Source organism: Microbacterium flavum, from assembly GCF_018717645.1.
Taxonomy (GTDB): Bacteria; Actinomycetota; Actinomycetes; order Actinomycetales; family Microbacteriaceae; genus Microbacterium; species Microbacterium flavum.
This window is the reverse complement of record NZ_JAFLHG010000005.1, coordinates 133,506-151,100: the sequence shown is the minus strand read 5'-3', so window position 1 is coordinate 151,100 and position 17,595 is coordinate 133,506. Positions and strand designations below refer to the sequence as shown.

At 70.0% G+C, this 17,595-nt stretch carries 19 protein-coding genes; 10 read left to right on the top strand and 9 right to left on the bottom strand.

Annotation, left to right across the window (positions count from 1 at the left end; translation table 11 throughout):
• Nucleotides 1-9 precede the first annotated feature (9 nt).
• The 4 genes from J0P97_RS07020 (at nt 10) to J0P97_RS07005 (ending at nt 2,940) form a co-directional block, all read left to right on the top strand.
• Nucleotides 10-741, top strand: coding sequence for a hypothetical protein (locus tag J0P97_RS07020; RefSeq protein WP_215487064.1), 732 nt, complete (start codon nt 10-12; stop codon nt 739-741).
• Between the two features lie 233 nt (nt 742-974).
• Nucleotides 975-1,358, top strand: coding sequence for a GntR family transcriptional regulator (locus J0P97_RS07015; protein WP_215487063.1), 384 nt, complete (start codon nt 975-977; stop codon nt 1,356-1,358).
• Nucleotides 1,355-2,257, top strand: a complete 903-nt coding sequence (locus tag J0P97_RS07010) for an ABC transporter ATP-binding protein (protein WP_215487062.1) — start codon at nt 1,355-1,357, stop codon at nt 2,255-2,257. Before J0P97_RS07015 ends, J0P97_RS07010 begins: the two co-directional genes overlap by 4 nt.
• A complete protein-coding gene (locus J0P97_RS07005) occupies nt 2,254-2,940 on the top strand; it encodes a hypothetical protein (RefSeq protein ID WP_215487061.1) in 687 nt (228 codons plus the stop codon). The genes J0P97_RS07010 and J0P97_RS07005 overlap by 4 nt, the downstream gene beginning before the upstream one ends.
• A gap of 184 nt (nt 2,941-3,124) precedes the next feature.
• Here the strand turns inward: J0P97_RS07005 and J0P97_RS07000 are convergent, their stop codons facing one another.
• Nucleotides 3,125-3,424, bottom strand: a complete 300-nt coding sequence (locus J0P97_RS07000) for a chorismate mutase (RefSeq protein ID WP_215487060.1) — start codon at nt 3,422-3,424, stop codon at nt 3,125-3,127.
• A gap of 34 nt (nt 3,425-3,458) precedes the next feature.
• Between J0P97_RS07000 and J0P97_RS06995 the strand changes: the two genes are divergently transcribed.
• Nucleotides 3,459-4,607, top strand: coding sequence for an AI-2E family transporter (locus tag J0P97_RS06995; protein WP_246539913.1), 1,149 nt, complete (start codon nt 3,459-3,461; stop codon nt 4,605-4,607).
• 45 nt (nt 4,608-4,652) lie between these two features.
• On the opposite strand, the gene J0P97_RS06990 is transcribed toward J0P97_RS06995, so the two are convergent.
• The 3 genes from J0P97_RS06990 to J0P97_RS06980 are packed head-to-tail and all read right to left on the bottom strand — an operon-like array spanning nt 4,653 to nt 7,872.
• The gene (locus tag J0P97_RS06990; protein WP_215487058.1) at nt 4,653-5,546 is read right to left on the bottom strand and encodes a glycine betaine ABC transporter substrate-binding protein; all 894 of its coding nucleotides are present in this window, start codon (nt 5,544-5,546) and stop codon (nt 4,653-4,655) included.
• The gene (locus J0P97_RS06985) at nt 5,543-6,526 is read right to left on the bottom strand and encodes an ABC transporter permease (protein WP_215487057.1); all 984 of its coding nucleotides are present in this window, start codon (nt 6,524-6,526) and stop codon (nt 5,543-5,545) included. Before J0P97_RS06985 ends, J0P97_RS06990 begins: the two co-directional genes overlap by 4 nt.
• Entirely contained in the window at nt 6,523-7,872 is a 1,350-nt protein-coding gene (locus tag J0P97_RS06980) for a quaternary amine ABC transporter ATP-binding protein (RefSeq protein ID WP_215487056.1), read from the bottom strand. Before J0P97_RS06980 ends, J0P97_RS06985 begins: the two co-directional genes overlap by 4 nt.
• On the opposite strand from J0P97_RS06980, the gene J0P97_RS06975 reads away from it, so the two are divergent.
• Nucleotides 7,859-8,065 carry a hypothetical protein gene (locus tag J0P97_RS06975; RefSeq protein ID WP_215487055.1) on the top strand — a complete coding sequence of 69 codons (207 nt, stop codon included), beginning with the start codon at nt 7,859-7,861 and terminating at the stop codon, nt 8,063-8,065. The genes J0P97_RS06980 and J0P97_RS06975 overlap by 14 nt on opposite strands.
• 91 nt (nt 8,066-8,156) lie before the next feature.
• Here J0P97_RS06975 and hisD (J0P97_RS06970) read toward each other — a convergent pair whose 3' ends face one another.
• Nucleotides 8,157-9,479, bottom strand: a complete 1,323-nt coding sequence (gene hisD, locus J0P97_RS06970; protein ID WP_215487054.1) for a histidinol dehydrogenase — start codon at nt 9,477-9,479, stop codon at nt 8,157-8,159.
• A 78-nt stretch (nt 9,480-9,557) separates the two neighbouring features.
• Between hisD (J0P97_RS06970) and J0P97_RS06965 the strand changes: the two genes are divergently transcribed.
• Nucleotides 9,558-10,484 carry a LysR family transcriptional regulator gene (locus tag J0P97_RS06965; protein WP_215487053.1) on the top strand — a complete coding sequence of 309 codons (927 nt, stop codon included), beginning with the start codon at nt 9,558-9,560 and terminating at the stop codon, nt 10,482-10,484.
• Between the two features lie 9 nt (nt 10,485-10,493).
• Here J0P97_RS06965 and J0P97_RS06960 read toward each other — a convergent pair whose 3' ends face one another.
• From J0P97_RS06960 to J0P97_RS06945, 4 genes are all read right to left on the bottom strand, one after another.
• Nucleotides 10,494-11,303 carry a nitrilase-related carbon-nitrogen hydrolase gene (locus tag J0P97_RS06960; protein WP_215487052.1) on the bottom strand — a complete coding sequence of 270 codons (810 nt, stop codon included), beginning with the start codon at nt 11,301-11,303 and terminating at the stop codon, nt 10,494-10,496.
• Nucleotides 11,304-11,345: 42 nt separating this feature from the next.
• On the bottom strand, nt 11,346-12,494 hold the full coding sequence (locus J0P97_RS06955; protein WP_215487051.1) for a cupin domain-containing protein: 1,149 nt from the start codon (nt 12,492-12,494) through the stop codon (nt 11,346-11,348).
• Nucleotides 12,495-12,528: 34 nt separating this feature from the next.
• Nucleotides 12,529-13,509: a nuclear transport factor 2 family protein gene (locus J0P97_RS15890; protein WP_215487050.1), complete on the bottom strand. Its 981-nt coding sequence runs from the start codon at nt 13,507-13,509 to the stop codon at nt 12,529-12,531.
• 148 nt (nt 13,510-13,657) lie between these two features.
• On the bottom strand, nt 13,658-14,653 hold the full coding sequence (locus J0P97_RS06945; RefSeq protein ID WP_308163481.1) for a LacI family DNA-binding transcriptional regulator: 996 nt from the start codon (nt 14,651-14,653) through the stop codon (nt 13,658-13,660).
• 107 nt (nt 14,654-14,760) lie between these two features.
• Here J0P97_RS06945 and hisD (J0P97_RS06940) point away from each other — a divergent pair, with 107 nt between their 5' ends.
• The 3 genes from hisD (J0P97_RS06940) to J0P97_RS06930 are packed head-to-tail and all read left to right on the top strand — an operon-like array spanning nt 14,761 to nt 17,587.
• A complete protein-coding gene (gene hisD / locus J0P97_RS06940) occupies nt 14,761-16,089 on the top strand; it encodes a histidinol dehydrogenase (protein ID WP_215487048.1) in 1,329 nt (442 codons plus the stop codon).
• Complete coding sequence (locus tag J0P97_RS06935) at nt 16,086-16,844, top strand: SDR family NAD(P)-dependent oxidoreductase (protein WP_215487047.1); 759 nt, start codon at nt 16,086-16,088, stop codon at nt 16,842-16,844. Before hisD (J0P97_RS06940) ends, J0P97_RS06935 begins: the two co-directional genes overlap by 4 nt.
• Nucleotides 16,841-17,587: an HpcH/HpaI aldolase family protein gene (locus tag J0P97_RS06930; RefSeq protein WP_215487046.1), complete on the top strand. Its 747-nt coding sequence runs from the start codon at nt 16,841-16,843 to the stop codon at nt 17,585-17,587. The genes J0P97_RS06935 and J0P97_RS06930 overlap by 4 nt, the downstream gene beginning before the upstream one ends.
• Nucleotides 17,588-17,595 lie beyond the last annotated feature (8 nt).

Sequence of the window (17,595 nt, the reverse complement as noted above, 5' to 3'; positions counted from 1 at the left end):
GCTGACCGCGTGGACGAGTTCTGGGCCTTCGCGCAGCACTATTGGTGGGCCGCGTTCCCCCTCATGGCGATCGCGGGTGGATTCGCGCGCCGATGGGAGTTGGGGGCCCGCTCCCGCCATAAGCGGCGACTGGAGATCCTGCAGGCGAAGGCGGCGCTGAAGGCCGCGACGCCGCCCAAGCAGGTCGCGCACGCGACCGAGCCGAAGCCGATCACCAAGCCATCGCCGATCCAGCCGCAGTTGGAGAAGCTCTTCTCCGAGCACGACGCGGTGACCGCCCGTTGGCTCGACTACGAGCTCGACGTCGCGAAGCTCATCGCCTACCCCACCATCAGCGACGGCCGTCAGCCGCTCACCGCTGCGTTCCTGCGGGCCAAGAAGACTGCCGACCGGCTCCGCCCCGCATCCCCCAAGGCGCAGCTCACCGATCAGGAGCTCGCCGCCTACTCCGGTGCCGTCACCGACTACGAAGTCGCGTTCGACGTCGCTGAGCGCGAAGCCCGGCGGCTGAAGGACTCGGACTTCACCGACACCGAGCGCAAGCGCCTCCAGACCGCGCAGCGCCTTCTCGCCGTCGCCGTCGACAGCGCGGCCACGCCCGCCGAACGCCAGGTCGCCTACAAACGCGTGCGCGAGGAGCTCGACGGCCTCATCGTGGTCTCCGACGAGGCGATCGTCGTCCTCGAGGAGAAGGTCGCGTTGCCGCTGGATGCCGGGGCATCCCGCCCCACCGCCGACTGACCCCACCCGGTCCGTCCGCGCGGCACCCCCCGGGTCCGTCGCCCTCCCCCGCGCGCCTGCCCGCCGAGTGTCCAAGACACGCGAACACGGGCCGCCCACCATCCGCGTGTTCTGGACACTCGGCGATGACGCCGACGCCCCGGGCTCGGCGGGCGGCGGCCACGGTTGACACCACCGCCGGTTCTGTGGTTACTTAGTCAAGTAACTAACCAACAGACACGACGGGAGATCGGGTGATCGACGAGGGGAAGCCGCTCTTCCTGCAGATCTCGGAGAGTGTCGAGGACGCGATCCTCGACGGCTCGCTGCCGGAGGATTCTCGCGCGCCCTCGACGAACGAGCTCGCCGCCTTCCACCGCATCAACCCCGCTACGGCGGCGAAGGGAGTGAACATGCTCACGGACAAGGGTGTGCTCGTCAAGCGGCGCGGCATCGGCATGTTCGTCGCCCCCGGAGCACGGGACGCGCTCTTGGCCGAACGCCGCTCCGCCTTCGCCGATCGCTACATCCAGCCCCTGATCGCCGAGGCCCGCACCCTGGGACTCGGCCCCGACGACCTCGCCCGCCTTGTGCACGAGCGCGCGGCGGCAGACCACACCGAAGGGAACGCACGATGACCTCCGTGATCGAGGTGCAGCACCTCACCAAGCGCTATCGCGACGCCCTCGCGCTGGACGACATCAGCTTCTCCATCGAGGAGAACACCATCTACGGCCTGCTCGGACGCAACGGCGCGGGCAAGACGACCATCATGTCGATCCTCACGGCGCAGAACTTCGCGACCAGCGGTGAGGTCCGCGTGTTCGGCGAGCATCCCTACGAGAACGCGCGGGTCCTCAGCCGCATCTGCTTCGTGCGGGAGAGCCAGCGCTACCCCGACGACGCGAACGCCACCCACGCGCTGCGGATGGCGGCGATGTTCTTCCCCCGGTGGGATCAGGGACTCGCCGATCGGCTCGTCGCCGAATTCCGCCTCCCGATGAAGCGGCGGATCAAGAAGCTCTCGCGGGGCCAGCTGTCGGCAGTGGGGGTGATCATCGGTCTCGCGTCCCGCGCCGAGATCACCTTCTTCGACGAGCCGTACCTCGGGCTGGATGCCGTGGCGCGCCAGATCTTCTACGACCGGCTCCTCGAGGACTACGTAGAGCACCCGCGCACCGTCATCCTCTCCAGTCACCTGATCGACGAGGTCGCGAACCTGCTGGAGCGCGTCATCGTCGTCGACAGCGGACGCATCGTCATGGACGAGGAGACCGACGCGGTCCGGGGTCGGGCGTCGATCCTGACCGGCGACGCGAGCGCCGTGGAGCCCTTCACGGTCGGGCGCGAGATCCTCCACCGCGAGAGCCTCGGCCGGGTCGCCGCGGTCACGGTCCTCGGCCCGATCAGCGCCGACGAGCGGGTCGCGCTCGCCCGGGACGGCGTCGAGGTCGGCCCCGTCTCGCTGCAGCAGCTGATCGTCCGCACCACCCAGAACGCGTCCGAGGACGCCCGCGAGGAAGGAGCACTGCGATGAACCGGACACTGACCGTCACGCGGCTGCAGTTCGTGAACAGGTACACCTTCGTCTGGCTGCCGCTCATCATCCTCGGCGGCTCCTTCGCCCTCTCGCTCATGATCTTCGCGCTCATCCCCTACGACGGCGTGAAGATCGGCGGAGGCACCCAGGCGCCCATCTGGTACTTCTTCGCGGTCGGCATCATGTCGCTGAGCTACACGTTCCCGTTCTCGCAGGCGCTGAGCATCACGCGACGCGAGTTCTTCCTCGGCACGATGCTCGCCGCCGTCGGCACGGCCCTGATCCTCGGCGCCGTGTTCGTCGTCGGCGGCGCGCTCGAGCAGGCGACGGGCGGGTGGGGCATCAACGGATACTTCTTCTACCTCGAGTGGGTGTGGCGCGCGGGCGCCCTCGCCGCCGGCGCCTTCTACGCGGTCTGCGCGCTGCTGCTGTTCGTCATCGGCTTCCTGGGCTCGACGATCTACAAACGGGCCGGCGCCCTCGGTCTGACCGTGGTCCTCGTGGGAACCGGGCTGCTCCTCGTCGCCGCGATCTGGCTCATCGGGCGCGCTGACGCCTGGACCCGGGTCGGCGAGTGGATGGCCGGGCTGAGCGTGCCCGCACTCATCGTCGGCATGCTGGTCGCGACGGTCGCCGTGGGCGGCATCGCCTTCGCGACGCTGCGCCGCGCCACCCCCTGACGCCCCGCATCCCCCGCCCGCGCCCGTCTGCCGCCTGGCGCCTGCCGCCTGCCGTCTGCCGTCTGCCGTCTGCCGTCTGCCGTCTGCCGTCTGCCGAGCGTCCAGAACACGCCGAGGCGCAAGGTGCGGGGTCCGCGTGTTTTGGACACTCGGCATGCGCGGCCGGCGGGCGCGCCGGCGGGGGTCAGGCGCCCTCGGCCGCCGCGGTGTGGTGGCGGATGACCTCGGCCACCACGAAGTTGAACCACTTCTCGGCGAACTCGGGGTCGAGGTCGGCGTCGGATGCCAGGCGGCGCAGGCGCGCGATCTGCTGCTCCTCACGGGCCGGGTCGGAAGGAGGCATCCCGTGCTCCGCCTTCAACACCCCCACCTGCTGAGTCGCCTTGAACCGCTCCGCGAGGAGGTGGATGAGGGCGGCGTCGATGTTGTCGATCGAGCCGCGCAGGCGGCGCAGCGTCACGGTCGGATCGGCGGCGTCGGTCATGGCATCGACCCTACCGCGCCCTAAAGTGTGTCCCATGACCTCACGTCGCTCCACGCGGGCCGCGGCCCCGAAGCCCTCCCCCGCCACGGGCGCCCCGGCATCCCTGCCCGAACCCGAGGACGCCGGCCGGCGCGTGCTCGCGAATCTCAACCACCCGTTCGTGGTGGGCTTCTTCCTCACCCTCGGCGGCCTCGTCGCGTTCGCGCTGGGAGCGGCGGCCTCGAGCCTTGTCACCGTCTGGATCTACGTCGCGTTCGCGATGTTCGCCGCCCTCGGTCTGGACCCGCTCGTCCATCGTCTGCAGGACCGCGGGATGGCGCGCGCGTGGGCCATCACCGTCGTGTACTTCGTCTTCGCGCTGGTGCTCATCGCGATCATCTGGCTCATCGTGCCGACGGTGGTCACGCAGATCGCCCAGTTCATCCGCGACCTGCCGGGAATGGTGACCGCATTCCAGCGCTCGGACCTGTTCGCATGGCTGTCGGCGCAGTTCGGCGATCAGGTCCCGGATCTGCTCGCCGAGGTGCAGCGCTTCCTCACCGACCCGGCGAACCTCGCCGCCATCGGCGGCGGAGTGCTCTCGATCGGCGTGACGATCGGCTCGTCGATCTCGGGCGTCATCATCATCATCGTGCTGAGCCTGTACTTCCTGGCGTCGCTCCCGCAGATCAAGAAGGCGTTCTACCGGCTGTGGCCCGCACGGGCGCGCGCCATCACGGCCGAGCTGACGGAGCAGATCACGTCCTCCGTGGGCGGATACCTCGGCGGCATGGTCGTGCTCGCCTTCTTCAACGCGCTCGTGGCGTTCCTGCTGTACCTGTTCCTGAACCTGCCGTTCCCGGCGCTGATGGCGGTCGTCGCCTTCTCGATCACGCTCATCCCGCTCGTCGGCAGCGTGGTGTTCTGGGGCATCGGATCCCTCGTCGCGCTGATCTCGTCGCCGGTGGGAGCGCTCATCTTCGCGATCGCCTACCTCGTGTACATGCAGCTCGAGGCCTACGTCCTGACCCCCAAGGTCATGAACAAGGCGATCTCCGTCCCGGGGTCGCTCGTGGTCATCGGCGCGCTCGTCGGCGGCACCCTGATGGGCCTGCTCGGCGCGCTCGTCGCGATCCCGGTCACCGCCTCGATCCTCCTGATCATCCAGAAGGTGTTCATCCCCCGGCAGGATGCCGCGGTCTGAGCCTTCGCGAAGGCTCAGCCGCGGCATCCGGCTCGGGGTGGGAGATCACGCGGTCAGCGCGTCGACCCACTCCTGGTTCTCCGCGATCCACTTCTTCACGACGGGACCGTAGTCGTCGCCGGAGGCCTGGTTGAACATCGCGTCCTCGAGCGAGTACAGAGTCTCGCTCGGCATCTGGAAGCCCGAGATCCAGGCGTGCACCTCGGGGAAGTCGGTCTGGAAGGACGTCGCCGCGACGGAGTGGATGCTCTCGGCATCGCCGAGGAGTCCCTTCGGGTCCGCGAGGTCCTTGACCGGGAAGGCGTTGTAGGCCCAGTGCGGGCGCCACAGCGTGACGGCGATGTTCTCACCGGCATCGGTCGCCTTCTTCAGCTCGGCCAGCATGGCCGGGGTGGACGACTCGACGAGCTGCAGCTTGTCGAGCCCGTATCCGGGCACGACGTCGTCACCGGTGATGCGCATGAGCCCGGAGCCGGGCTCGATCCCGATGATGCGATCGCCGAACGTCCCCGCGGCCGCGGCGAGCTCGTCGAGGGAGTCGATCGGGGCGTCCTCGTTGACCGCGATGGTCAGCTTCGCCTCGTCGTTCCAGGCGCCGAGGTCCTCCACGTCGTCGCCGTAGCGATCCATGTAGTCCGCGTGGGTGGTCGGCAGCCAGGTGTCCAGGACGAGGTCGAAGTCACCGCCGGCGAGACCCTGGTAGACGGGGGCGACGTCGGCGTACGTGAGGTTGACGTCGTACCCCTTCTCCTCCAGGATCTCCTGCCACAGGTGGGACGCGGCGATGCCCTCGTCCCAGCCGTTGAACACGGCGATCTCGATCGGCCGGTCGGCGGGCCCGTCGGAGCTCGCGTTCCCGTCTCCGGAGCAGCCGGCGAGCGCGAGACTGGCGGCGCCCGCCAGGGCGAGCGCGCCGAGGAAGCTGTTTCTCTTGGTCATCGTGACGTCCTCTCCATCCGCGTGCTGTTCGCGGACTGGTCGTTGTTTGTCAGACGCGGAGTCTCCGCGTCTCCGGCGAGTGATGGGCTCGCCTGGTCTGTGGGGGTCGCGTCCGCCTGATCGGCGCGGGCGGTGCGACGGATGCTGCGGGGGCGATCGCCGCGGCCGAGCGCGGAGGTGATGCGGTCGAGGATCATCGCGATGATCACGACCGAGACACCCGCCTCGAATCCGAGGCCGACGTTGATGCGGCCGATGGCCTTCACGATCTCGCCGCCGAGACCGCCGGCGCCGACCATCCCGGCGATGACGACCATCGACAGGCTGAGCATGATGACCTGGTTGATGCCGGCCATGATGCTGGGCAGCGCCAACGGGATCTGGATCTGGCGCAGGATGCGGCCGGGGGTCGCGCCGAAGGCCTGTCCGGCCTCGACGATCTCCGCGTCCACGCCGCGGATGCCCAGCTCGGTCAGGCGCACGCCGGGCGCCACGGCGAACATGATGGTGGCGATCATTCCGGGGACGGCCCCGACTCCGAAGAAGATGATCGCGGGGATCAGATAGACGAACGCGGGCATCGTCTGGAGGAAATCGAGGACGGGGCGCACGATGCGCGAGACGTGGTCGTTGCGGGCCGCCCAGATCCCGATCGGGATCGCGATGACGACGGCGGCCGCCGCGGCGACGAGGACGAGGGCGAGCGTGTCCATCGCGTTGCCCCACTGACCGACCCCGACGATGACGAGAAGGCCGAGGGCCGTGCCGAGGGCGAGTCTCCACCCGCGCACGGCGAAGGCGACGGCCGCGAACACGACGATGATGATCCAGAAGGGCGGCGCGCTCAGGACCCACTCGAGACCGCCGTAGACGCTCTTCAGAACCGTGGAGATGAGATCGAACAGGCCGCCGAGGGCGGACCCGAGGAAGTCGACGACCGCTTCGGCCCACTCGCCGAGAGGAATCCGGAATCCGTTCACGAGCGCACGCTCCCTTCCGTCGCGGCCGCGACCGGCGCGGCGGGCTCCGGCACCCCGGCGGCCTGGTCGACGAGCGGCGTGAACTCCGCGACGAGGTCGATAGGGGTCTGGATGATCGGCATCTCGCGAGTGGTGGCGGGGACATTCCCGAGGGCCGCGAGCAGCGTGACGCGGGGGATGACGCCGAGGAGACGGCGGTTCTCGTCGATCACGGCGAGCGGGACCGTGGCCTCGACGGCCGTCTCGACGATGTCGGTCAGCAGATCGTCCGGCCCGACCGTCGGAACGGCGCCCGGCCGGGAGTCCACGATGTTGCGGAGGTCGGTCTCCCCCGACTTGACGGCGCGGATTACGGCGCGATCGGTGACGACGCCGACCAGGCGCCGGTTCTCGACCGCGAACAGCGCTCCGGTCTGCTGGGATCGCATGGTGCGCAGAGCGCCGCGGACGCCGGCGCTGAGCGGCGTCGTCGCGTGCGGAGGCTCCATGACGGCGGATGCGGTGAGCACGCGCGCCCGGTCGACATCCTGCACGAACTGGGCGACGTAGTCGTTGGCCGGATCGGTGAGGATCTCCTCAGGGGTGCCGTTCTGCACGATGCGCCCATCGCGCATGACCGCGATCCGGTCGCCGAGGAACATCGCCTCGTTGAGATCGTGGGTGATGAACACGATGGTCCGGCCGAGCTCGCGCTGCAGCTCGACGAGCTGCTCCTGCATCTCACGGCGGATGAGGGGGTCGAGCGCCGAGAACGCCTCGTCCATCAGGAGGATGTCGCTGCCGGCCGTGAGGGCCCGGGCGATCCCGACGCGCTGACGCATGCCGCCGGAGAGCTCGTCGGGCATCGCGTGCGCGCGGTCGCCGAGGCCGACCCGCTCGAGGATCTCACGGGCGCGCTCGCGGCGCTCGGTCTTCCCGACACCCTGGATCTCGAGCGCGTACGCCGCATTGTCGAGCACGGTCAGGTGAGGCAGCAGGGCGAAGTGCTGGAACACCATCGACACCGACTCGCGCCGGATGGTGCGCAGCTCGCCGGGCGACGCCGTCGTGACGTTCCGGCCTCCGATCAGCACGTCCCCCGCCGTCGGGGCGAGCAGTCCGTTCAGCATGCGGATGATCGTCGACTTGCCCGAGCCGGACAGTCCCATGATCACGAAGATCTCACCCGGGGCGACGGTGAAGCTCGCATCGATGACGGCGGCCGTGCCCGCGTCGGACACCTCGGCGCGGGACGCGCCGGAGCGCAGCCGCGCCACGGCATCCTTCGGGTTCCGGCCGAAGACCTTGTACAGATTCTTCGCCTCGAGCGCGGGGCGCACGGGCTCCGCGGTAATGGAATCGGACACAGTTCACCTCGACTGCCCGTACCACGGCAGCTTCGGTCACGCCCGGGTGGCGGCCACGCGCACCCCCTCGCGCATCGGGGTGTCACGGCGTCAGGACATCGGGTCCGTCGCACAGGCCACCGACCGTACGCCCGCCGGTCTGACGCTCAGCGTCACCGGCAGCCGCGGACTGGGTCGGAAGGGCCTCACCTGAGGCCTTCACCACGTTTTCACGCGCTCGCGGTCGGCGCAAATTCGCCGTCGAGGACCCTTTCCGCTATCGCGCGGGCGCGCGGCCGAACCCCTCAGTCCTCGCGGAAGATGTCCCGTCGCCGCGTGGCGGTGGCGCTGTGCGCGGCCATCCCCTCCGAGTCCGAGATCACCTGCACGGCGTCCGCGAGCTCCGGCGTGGTCGCGCGGGCGATGCGCTGATAGGTGAGGGGCTTGAGGAAGCGCGAGACGGAGAGGCCCGCGCTGTGCTTGGCGCCCCCCGCGGTGGGCAGCACGTGGTTGGTGCCCGCCATGCCCTTGTCGGAGTAGGCGACGGTGCTCCACGCGCCGAGGAAGATCGACCCGTAGTTGCGGAGCCGGTCGTGGTACCAGGCGTCATCCGCGGTGATCACCTCGAGGTGCTCGGGGGCGAGGTCGTCCATGAGCGCCGCCGCGGTCTCCCGATCCTTCGCGACGGTGACCGATCCGTAGTCGCGCCAGGCCGGCCCCGCGATCGGCTCGGTGGCCAGCTCGCCGAGCTGACGCTCGATCGCCTCGATGACCGCGCGTCCGTGCTCCTCCGAGGTCGTGACGAGCGCGGCGGGCGAGTTCGGCCCGTGCTCGGCCTGCCCGAGCAGATCGGCGGCGACGATCTCGGGGTCTGCGGTCTCGTCGGAGAGCACGGCCACCTCCGACGGCCCGGCGAGGAGGTCGATCGCGACCGTGCCGAAGAGCTGGCGCTTGGCCTCGGCGACGAAGGCGTTGCCGGCGCCGACGAGCATGTCCACGGGCAGATCGCCCAGCAGCCCGTAGGCCATGGCGGCGAGCGCCTGGACCCCGCCCAGCACGAAGACGCGGTCGACACCGGACAGGTGCGCCGCGTAGACGACCGCGTCGTTCGCGCCGCCGTCGGGCTGCGGGGGCGTGCAGGCGATCACGGTCGGCACGCCCGCGGCCTTGGCGACCCCGACCGTCATGAAGGCACTCGCCGTCAGCGGGAAGCGTCCGGCGGGGAGGTACGCGCCGACGCGCGATACGGGGATGTACCGGGCGCCTGTGACGAGGCCGGGCACGAGTTCCACCTCGAAGTCCTCGAGGTGGGCCCGCTGGGCGGCGGCGAACGCCTTCGTCCGCTCGGAGCCGAGTTCGATCGCCGCGCGCAGGTCGGCGGGGAGCCGGTCGCCGCTCGTCGCGATCTGCCCGGCCGTGAGCTCGATGTCGGTGCCCTGGTAGTTGTCGAGACTGCGCGCATAGTCGAGGACGGCGTCCATGCCGCGGGCCTGGATGTCGGCGAGCATGCGGGTGACGGTCTCGATGACCGCGGGGTCGCGCTGTGCGGCGGGCGCGTCGATCAGCGGCGTCTTGAGGAATCGGTAGGAACCGTCGAAGGACTGGAGCAGGGCGGGCGTGTATCGCATGCTGTCACGCTAAAGGCGTGCTGAACCTGGCACAACCCGATTGTTACCGATGCAATCCATCGGGTTTACCATTGCTTCATGACGATCGTCCAACTCGAGGCGTTCCTCGCCGCGCTCGAGACGGGGTCCTTCACCGCGGCCGCCGTCCACCTGGACACGACGCAGGCCTCCGTGTCGGAACTCGTCGCCCGGCTGGAACGCGAACTCGGCGCCCGACTGTTCACCCGCGGCGCGCGGCGGCTGGTGCCGACGGCTGCGGCGCAGGCTCTGCGGCCGCACGCCGAGCAGGCGGTGGGCGCGGTGGAGAGCGGCATCGAGACGGTCCGCGCGCTCAACGCGCTCGACGGCGGGACGTGCACGTTCGGCGTGCTCCGCAATGCGGCGTACTACGACCTCGCCGACCTCGTGCAGCGGTTCCACCGCCGGCATCCGCGGGTCAAGGTACGGCTCGTGGGCCTCAACTCCGCCGTCGTCGCGGAGGCGATCGCCCGCGGCGAGGTCGAGGCGGGGCTGCTCGTGCTGCCGATCGAGGAGTCCGGTCTGACGATCACCCCGCTCTTCCGCGACGAGGTGCTGTACGCGTCCACCCGGCGCCTGGCCGCGGACGGCCCGGTGTCGATCGAGGATGTCGCGGCGGCGACACTCGTCCTCTACGACGCGCACGCCGGGTGGAAGGATCCGACGCGGCGGCAGCTGCTCGAGCGCGCGCAGCTGCAGGGACTCTCGATCGATCCGGTGATCGAGGTCGAACACGTCGAGACGGCGCTGAGTCTGGTCGCGACGGGAGCGGGTGACACGATCGTCTCACGCACGATCGCCGAGTCGCCGTCCTTCCCGCCCGGGATCGACGTGTTCCCGTTCGCCGAGCCGATCTACGACACGATCGCCCTCGTGCACCGCGAGGGCGCGTACCTCTCGCCCGCGACCCGTCGCATCGCGGGCCTTGCCCGCGAGACGCTGCTCGCGAAGGTCGGCGATCACGCGGGCCGCAGCAGGGCGGACTGAGCGGGGCGGTCAGATCGCGCCGTACAGGTCCGGACGGCGGTCGGCGAACAGGTCGTTGTGCGGCGGCAGGGACTTGTCGCCGGGCGGGCGCAGACTCAGCTCCGCCCACGCGAGGCCGTCGGCGTCGGGGACGGCCATGATCCAGCCGTCCTCGTCGATGATCGCGGTCCCGCCCGTCCAGGCGACCCCGCGCTCGGCGCCCTGACGGTCCGCGATGACGGTGGCCAGGCGCGAAGATCGTGCGGCGGCCATCGTCTGGATGGTCTCGGGCGGATGCTCTCCGTCCGGCCGCCGGATCTGCGGCCAGTTCACCGGAAGGGCGAGCACCTCGGCGCCGGCCAGTGCGAGTCGTCGCGGCACCTCGGGGAACTCGCTGTCGTAGCAGATCGCCACGCCGACCCGCCCGACGGGGGTGTCGAAGACGGCGCCCGCGGCATCGCCGACACCGAAGATCGCGCGCTCACCACCCCACAGGTGGGCCTTGCGGTAGTCGCCGAGTCGGCGCTCGCGCGTCAGCACGGCGGCGGTGTTGAAAAGGCGATCGCCGTCGCGCTCGGCATACCCCACGACGGCGACGGCCCCGTCGGGCAGGACGGATGACACGTCCTCCCACCGCGGGTCGTCCCGCATGAGGGAGGCGCGCATCGCCTCGTCGACGTCGGCGAAGACGTAGCCGGACGTCGCCAGCTCGGGGAGCACGATCAGGCGTGCTCCCCGAGCGGCGGCATTTCGCACGGCATCCCGGATGCGGTCGAGGTTGCCGTCGACGTCACCCAGCCGGACGGCGGGCGACGCGGCCGCGGCGCGCAGCGATCTCATGACGTTGTGCCCTGCCTTCGCGAGAGGAGCGGATGCTCCCGCTCAGTCGTCTTCGGTCGCGGTCACCATGACGCCCACGGGCGCGAGGTAGCCGTTCGGGTCGATCATCCAGTCGGCGTCACGCGCCGCGTCGACGACCTCGGGAGCCCACTCGAGGTAGACCCGATCGTCACCGGCGTTGATGACGAGCAGCTCGCCCGTGCCGGAGGCTCCGGCCTCGACGCAGCGGATGGCGCGCCAGGCGCCGGCGGGCACCGAGAAGGCATCCGAGGGGCCGAGCTCGATCGTCGAGGACGGGTCGCCGTTGAGCGTGAGCTCCCAGCGGCCGGACTTGATGAGGAGCTCCTGCGGCTTGTCGTGACGGTGGCGGAGGATGCCCTCGTCTTCGGCGGCGCGCACCCACGCGAGGTTGAACGAGTGCGGCTCGTGCACGTTGGGCACCTGACGACGGTCCTCGCTCATGCCGTAGCCGATCGCGAGGCTGAGCTGGGCTCCACCGCCGGGGAGGGCGTTGCACAGCAGGGCGTGATCGCTGTAGACGCGGTCGCCGGGTTGGATGACGCGCTTGCGCATGTCCTCGACCGTGTAGGTGGTGAGCTCGTCGATGTAGTGCTGCTTCATCGGCGTGATCAGCGCGACGTCGTCCGGCACGACGTCGCCGGCGACGGTGTCGATCAGGCGATTGTCGGCCGTGAGGTGGAGGCCGTAGCCCTCCGCCTCGCGCAGGACCGAGGGGCCCCAGATGATCCCGCCCGTGTTGTCGCGACCCAGGACGGTGTAGAGGATGCCTTCGTCCGGGCCCTCGTTGGTGAACCCGCGGAAGATCCAGGTCGGGACGGTGACGATGTCGCCGTCGGTGCTGACGTACTCGCCCTGCTTCCCGTCCACTCCCCAGCGCAGGCGGAACTCGCCGCCCAGGTTGATGAAGGTCTCGGCAGTGAAGTGGAGGTGCAGGTTGTTCGAGATGCCGTTGGGCATGCCGGCCGCGCCGGTGTTGAAGCCGTGCTCCTCGGTGAGGTTGATGAACTGCTCCGCGTTCTGGGAGACGCCCCCGCCGATGAACGCGTAGTTCTCCTTCTTGTCCGAACCGGGGGTGCGGCAGTCGATGAAGGCCGAGTTGCAGGCCACCCAGTCGCTCTTGCGGATCGTGCGCCGCTCGATCTCCGTCTGGTCGACGATCGTGTCACTCATTGTTCTGGTTCCTTCTCGTGTGTCCGTCAATGGATCAGTAGATGTTCGCGGGGCCGACCGGCTGGTCATCGCGCATGCCGGCGATCTGGGCCCGCAGGGCGATGTCGTCCCAGAGGCGGACCTCCTTGACGAGCGCGCCCTGGTGGAACGTGAACTGGGAGATGCCCAGCACGTCGACGGGCTTGCCCGTGATCGGTCCGTAGTTGGGCTTTCCGTTGTAGGTGCCGACGAACTTCCAAACCACCGCGACGCGGAGTCCGGCGTAGCGCACGTCGTAGTTGGTCTGGATGTCGCGGATCTCGAACTGCCCGCCCGGGAACGACTCGAGGAAGCGCAGCAGCGCCCGACGGTAGCCCTCGGGGCGGATGATGACCTGGTTGCCCACCGTGTGCAGCACGAGGTCACGCTCGAAGTACGTCTCGACCTTCTGCAGGTCGCGCTCGTTCCACACCGTCGTGATCATGTCGATCACCTTCTCCACCTCGGCGCGGTGCTCGTCGGGCCGCGGGCCCGAGTCGCCCTCCACGATCGGGTCGGCGGGCGCCGGCTGCGTCCACGATCCCGAGTACCCGCGGAAGGTGTACGCCTGAGCGGCCTCATCGGGATCGATGCCGCTTTCCAGGGCCCCCGCGAGCGTGTCGCGGACGACCCACTCCTCCACCATGCGGCCGCGCCGGTACAGGCAGTTCGCGATGGTGCGGCTGTGCGCGCCGGTGAGGAGGTGCCCCGACAGCACGAGGTGCGAGCTGAGGAACGCGTCGTCGCCGCGCGCCTCCCAGATGACGTCCTCCGCCTGGCCGACGCGGTCCGGCGTCGACGAGATGCGCATGAGCGTGCCCTCGATGACCTCGTCGCGGTCGATCGAGGTCCCCAGAGCGCCGTGCACGATCGAGTCCGGCTCGTAGTTCTCTCGGATGAAGCTGATCGAGCGGTCGACCCAGATCAGGTCGGTCACCTCGCGGATGAAGTCGTCGGGGTCTGCGTACGGCTGGTAGGCGACCGGATCGAGAGACACGGTGTTGCTCCTTACAGTTCTTCGTCCGACATCGCCGGACTGGATCGATTACCGGCAGTGTATGCGTATGCACAGGAGGTGCACAAGGGGCGATCGCAAACCTCCGCGGGACGCCGCAGAGGACGGTTCGCGCGTCGACCGCGCCGCGTCAGCGCGGCGCGGCGAGCGTGTGCCGCTGGACGAAGCGGGTGTCGAACTCGGTGCGCACCAGCGGCGCATCCTGATTCTCGACACGGTGGACGATCAGCCGGGCCGCCTCCGCCGCCATCTCCGCGAGGTCGTAGGCGATCGTCGAGAGGTCGATGATCTCCCACCCGGCGGCGGGGAGGCCGTCGAATCCGATCACGGAGAGGTCGCCGGGAACCTCGACACCGAGGCGCCGTGCCGCGTTCAGCGTGCCGTAGGCGATGACGTCGTTTCCGCAGAAGATGGCCGTCGGCGGCTCCGCCAGCGACAGCAGCGAGGTCGTGGCCGCATCGCCCGCGGCCGTGTCGAAGGGGCCGCGGCGCACGAGTTCGGGCACCAGAGCGAGTCCGTGTCCGGCGAGCGCTGCCCGCAGTGCGACCTCGCGACTGGCGGCCGTGCTCGTATTCTCGGGTCCGAGGACGGCGCCGATCCGACGGTGGCCGAGATCCGCCGCGCGGCGGACGGCCTCCTCGAAGCCGCGGGTCGCAGAGACGACGGTGGCGTCGGCATCCACGACGGATGCCGTGCGGTTGAAGTAGATGAACGGGAGCCGACGGTCGCGCAGCCGCAGCGGCACGACCGAGTCCACGGTGGTCGTCGCCAGGATGACGCCGTCCAGCCCGTTGCCGATGAGGCGCTCTGCGACGAGCTCGGTGTCGGCGTCCTCCGCGTGGAGCATCAGCTGATAGCCCTGCGACTCCAGCTCTCGGTGGATCGGCGAGATGATGTGCGAGTAGAAGTGGTTGCTGAGGTCGGTCAGCAGCAGCCCGATACGACGGGTGCGACCCGACGAGAGCGCGCGGCCGGCGTCACTCGGCACGTAGCCCAGCAGATTCGCGGCGTCGCGCACGCGCCGCTTGGTCTCGGCCGATACCCGCGGGTCGTCGCGGAGGGCACGCGAGACGGTGGGCTGGGACACGCCGGCCAGGCGAGCGACATCATGGCTCGTGACAGCCACCCCTGCACCACCTTCCGCGCGTCGGTAGACCCGAGTCTATTCGACTCTTGACGCGTTTTGCATACGGAGTCATACTGTCAGCATACGTATGCATGAAAGGACGGCCCATGGCCCTGCATCTGAAGTCCGCCCCGACGAAGTCGTTCACCGACACGGCCCAGGCCGACGTCGCCGACAGCGTCCGCTCCGTCATCGCCGACATCCGCGCGAACGGCGATGAGGCCGTCCGCCGCTACGCGGAGAAGTTCGACAGGTGGACCCCGGACTCCTTCCGCCTCAGCGACGAGGAGATCGAACAGATCATGGCGGGCCTGGACCCGCAGGTCATCGAGGACATCGTCTTCGTCCAGTCCCAGGTGCGACGGTTCGCCCAGGCGCAGCGCGACTCCCTCACCGACATCGAGGTCGAGACCCTCCCGGGAGTCTTCCTCGGTCAGAAGCACGTTCCGGTGCAGGCGGCCGGCGCGTACATCCCGGGCGGAAAATACCCGCTGACCGCCTCGGCGCACATGACGATCATCACCGCGAAGGTGGCGGGCGTGCCGCGCGTCGTCGCCTGCACACCCCCGATCCGCGGGGAGATCCCCGCGGCGACCGTCGCGGCGATGAAACTCGCCGGTGCGGACGAGATCTACATCCTGGGCGGGATCCAGGCCGTCACCGCGATGGCGGTCGGCACGGAGACGATCGCCCCGGTGAACATGATCGCCGGCCCCGGGAACGCGTACGTCGCCGAAGCCAAGCGGCAGCTGTTCGGCGAGGTAGGCATCGATCTGTTCGCCGGGCCCACCGAGATCCTCATCGTGGCGGACGAGAATGCCGACCCGTTCTTCACCGCCGTGGATCTGCTGTCGCAGGCCGAGCACGGGCCCGAGTCGCCCGCCGTGCTCATCACGACGTCGCGCGATCTCGGCGAGCAGGTCATCGCCCACATCGAGGCGCTCCTGCCGGGGATGTCCACGAAGGACTACGCCGAGCCGGCGTGGCGCGACTGGGGACAGGTCATCGTCGTCGACGACCTCGACGAGGCCTACGCGCTCGCCGACAGCTTCGCGTTCGAGCACGTGCAGGTCTTCACCGAGAACCCGCGCGAGGCCCTGGAGAAGATGCACGACTACGGCGCGCTCTTCCTCGGCGAGAACACGTGCGTGTCCTACGGCGACAAGGTCATCGGGACCAATCACGTGCTGCCGACGCTCGGCGCCGCGCGGTACACCGGCGGCCTCTGGGTCGGGAAGTACCTGCGCACGGTGACCTACCAGGAGATCGTGGAGCCGGCATCCTCCGCTCAGCTCGGCGAGGTGTGCGGTCGGGCCGCGCGCGTGGAGCTCTTCGAGGGACACGCCCGCTCGGGCGATGCCCGCGCCTGGCGTCACGGCGCCCGGTCGTTCGGCTGGATCGATGAGGCGCTGTCGGCGGGAGCCGGCGCACGATGAGCGACCTGACGGGCCGCACCGCCGTCGTCACCGGCGGCGGCAGCGGCCTGGGGGCCGCCATCGCGACCGCGCTGCACGGGGCCGGTGCCGACGTCGTCGTGGTCGGGCGCGACGCGGCGAAGCTCGACGCGGTCGCATCCCGTCTCGGCGAGCGCGCGCGGGGGCTCGTGTGCGATGTCGCAGATCCGGCATCCGTCGACGCCCTTCGCGATGCGCTGGCCGGCACCGAGGTGTCGATCGTGGTCAACAACGCCGGGATCCCCGGACCGGTCGCGGCGCTGACCGACATCGACGTCGACGACTGGGACGAGGTGTTCGCGGTCAACGTCCGCGGGACGTTCCTCATCTGCCGGGCGTTCCTCCCGGCCATGGTCGCCCGCGGCGCGGGCGACGTGATCAACGTGGCATCCGTCTCCGGCAAGCGTCCGCTGGCCCACCGCACCCCGTACTGCGCGTCGAAGATGGCGGTCATCGGACTCACCTCGACGCTCGCCTTCGAGGTCGGCCCGGCGGGGGTCAGCGTCAACACGCTCTCCCCCGGTCCCGTGGACGGGCCGCGGATGGAGCGCAACTTCCGGCTGGAGGCGGAGCGTTCCGGCGGAACGGTCGGCGACGCGCAGCGCGACTTCGTCTCCCGCGCCGCGCTCGGGCGCATGGTGACCGAGGACGAGGTGGCCCGCGCCGTCATCGCGATGCTGGCGATGCCCGGTCTCTGCGGAGCCGACATCGACCTGTCCGCGGGGATGATCGCGTGACGGGCCCGTCGCTGCGCCGGCGGGCGCTCCACGGGGAGCGCCTGATCGGCGTGCTGCTGCGGATGCCGAGCGAGGAGCTCGTCGAGATGTCGGCCGTCGCCGGTTTCGACTTCGTCCTCGTCGACTGCGAGCACGGACCCGCGGACGTCGGCGCCCTGCGTCAGCACATCGCCGTCGCCGCCCTCCACGACGTGCCCGTGATCGTGCGCGTCGGAGAGAACGACCCCGGAATGATCCTGCGCGTGCTCGATCAGGGCGCCCAGGGCATCCTCGCGCCACACCTGGACACCGCGGCCGACGCCGCCGCGCTCGTCGCCGCGAGCCACTACCCGCCGCGGGGCACCCGCGGTTTCGCCACCTATAGTCGGGCCGGCCGCTTCGGGCTCACCGATCCCGCCGCCCACCGTGACTGGTACCTGGAGAACACGCTCGTGCTGGGGATGATCGAATCCCCCACCGGCGTCGCGAACGCCGCCGGGATCGCCGCGGCGCCGGGCCTCGACGGAATCATGGTCGGTCCCGCCGATCTCGCCGCGAGCTCGGCGCCCGGCGATCCGTCCGTCGCGGAGGGGAGGGCCCGGGTGGCCGCCGCTCTGGCCGACGAAGGAAAGCTGCGGATGGACATCGTCGGCACGGCGGATGCCGCAGCCTCCGCCTTCGCCGACGGCGCCCACCTGGTCGTCTACAACCTGGCGCACTCCCTCATGGGGCACCTGCGCGGGCTCGTCGCGCCCCGCGCCTGACGGAGGAA

What these genes read in the sequence shown, in the direction of transcription:
- J0P97_RS07010 (WP_215487062.1), top strand. Translation starts at nt 1,355, where the DNA reads ATGACCTCCGTGATCGAGGTGCAGCACCTCACCAAGCGCTATCGCGAC.
- J0P97_RS06935 (WP_215487047.1), top strand. Translation starts at nt 16,086, where the DNA reads ATGAGCGACCTGACGGGCCGCACCGCCGTCGTCACCGGCGGCGGCAGC.
- J0P97_RS06960 (WP_215487052.1), bottom strand. Translation starts at nt 11,303, where the DNA reads ATGAGATCGCTGCGCGCCGCGGCCGCGTCGCCCGCCGTCCGGCTGGGT.
- J0P97_RS06975 (WP_215487055.1), top strand. Translation starts at nt 7,859, where the DNA reads ATGGAATCGGACACAGTTCACCTCGACTGCCCGTACCACGGCAGCTTC.
- hisD (WP_215487054.1), bottom strand. Translation starts at nt 9,479, where the DNA reads ATGCGATACACGCCCGCCCTGCTCCAGTCCTTCGACGGTTCCTACCGA.
- J0P97_RS06990 (WP_215487058.1), bottom strand. Translation starts at nt 5,546, where the DNA reads ATGACCAAGAGAAACAGCTTCCTCGGCGCGCTCGCCCTGGCGGGCGCC.
- J0P97_RS06965 (WP_215487053.1), top strand. Translation starts at nt 9,558, where the DNA reads ATGACGATCGTCCAACTCGAGGCGTTCCTCGCCGCGCTCGAGACGGGG.
- J0P97_RS07005 (WP_215487061.1), top strand. Translation starts at nt 2,254, where the DNA reads ATGAACCGGACACTGACCGTCACGCGGCTGCAGTTCGTGAACAGGTAC.
- J0P97_RS06995 (WP_246539913.1), top strand. Translation starts at nt 3,459, where the DNA reads ATGACCTCACGTCGCTCCACGCGGGCCGCGGCCCCGAAGCCCTCCCCC.
- J0P97_RS07000 (WP_215487060.1), bottom strand. Translation starts at nt 3,424, where the DNA reads ATGACCGACGCCGCCGATCCGACCGTGACGCTGCGCCGCCTGCGCGGC.
- hisD (WP_215487048.1), top strand. Translation starts at nt 14,761, where the DNA reads ATGGCCCTGCATCTGAAGTCCGCCCCGACGAAGTCGTTCACCGACACG.
- J0P97_RS06955 (WP_215487051.1), bottom strand. Translation starts at nt 12,494, where the DNA reads ATGAGTGACACGATCGTCGACCAGACGGAGATCGAGCGGCGCACGATC.